Here is a 1,522-nt window from a genome sequence, read left to right on the forward strand (position 1 = left end):
GGCCCACCACCGACTCCGCACCCACACCCTGCGCCCGCAGATAATGTGCCAGACGGTTCGCCCGCACCTCCAACTCCGCGAACGAAACCGACACATCGCCCTGCACGACCGCCACCGCACCCGGCGACCGCACCACCTGCTCCTCGAACAGGCCCAACACCGACACCCGCGGCAGGCTCACCGCCGTGTCGTTCCACCCCACCACCACACGCCGGCGCTCAGCCTCGTCAACGACCTCCAGAGCGTTCAGCCGTGCCGAGGGATCCTCGACGACCTGGGCCAGCAGCAGGTTCACCGCTTCGGCCATGCGGGTGACGGTGTCGGGCTCGAACAGATCCGCCGCCGCGGTCACCACCCCGCCGATGCCCGCCGGTGCACCGTCCCGGTCGAACCGCTCCCCCACCAGCACCGACAGATCGAACTTCGCCCCAACCCGGCCCAACGGCAGCGCACTGCCCCGCAGACCCGGCACCCGCGCAGCCGACCCACCCACACCCGCCACCGACACCGTGTCCTGCATCGTCAAAATGACCTGGAACAGCGGATGACGAGCCGCCGAACGCGCCGGCGCCAGCTCCTCCACCAGCCGCTCGAACGGCACATCCTGATGCCCGAACCCCGCCAGACTCGTCTCCCGCACCCGCTCCAGCACCTCACCGAACGTCGGATCACCCGACAAGTCCGTCCGGATCACCAGCGTGTTCACGAAACAACCCACCAGCTCATCCAGCGCCTCATCCGTACGCCCCGCGATCGCCGAACCGATCGGAATGTCCGTGCCCGCACCCAGCCGCGACAACGTCACCGCCAGCGCAGCCTGCAACACCATGAACACCGTCACGCCACGCTCACGCGCCACCTCACGCAACCGCGCATGCACCCCAGCCGGCACCTGCACCCCCACCGCATGCCCCTCATGCGACGCGACCGCAGGACGCGACCGGTCATACGGCAACGCCAGCTCCTCCGGGGCACCGGCCAGCGCCTCACGCCAGAACCCCACCTGACGCGACAACACACTCTCCGGATCCTCCTCGGACCCGAGCATCTCCCGCTGCCACAACGCATAGTCGGCGTACTGCACCGGCAACGGCGCCCACACAGGAGCCCGCCCCTCACACCGCGCCGCATAAGCAGACGTCAAGTCCCGCTCCAACGGAGCAGACGACCACCCATCACTGGCAATGTGATGGACTACGACCGTCAGGACGTGTTCATCCGCTCCCAGAGTGAACAGACGGGCCTGGAATGGGATCTCCTCCGCAAGGTCGAAGGCGTACTGCGCCGCCTCCGCCACTGCTGCGTCCAGGCCCTCCGCGCTCACATCAGTGACGGTTAGCGCGAAGTCGGTCTCGTGGACGGGCAGGATCCGCTGATACGGCTCACCGTCTGCCACCGCGAACACCGTCCGCAGCACCTCATGCCGGTCCAGGACATCGCGCAGAGCATCTTCCAAGGCTTGCTGGTTCAGCGCCCCCGTCAGCCGCACGCCGATCGGGATGTTGTACGTCGCGCTCGGCCC

The 1,522-nt window shown here is 68.2% G+C and carries 1 protein-coding gene; it reads right to left on the reverse strand.

Translation table 11 applies throughout. The annotated features are described in order from the left end of the window. Positions 1 to 1,522 (reverse strand): condensation domain-containing protein (locus AB0937_RS38495; protein ID WP_366718866.1); only part of this gene is annotated, 1,522 nt, incomplete at both ends.

It is taken from the genome of Streptomyces sp. NPDC047880, assembly GCF_040706515.1.
Classification (GTDB): Bacteria; Actinomycetota; Actinomycetes; order Streptomycetales; family Streptomycetaceae; genus Streptomyces.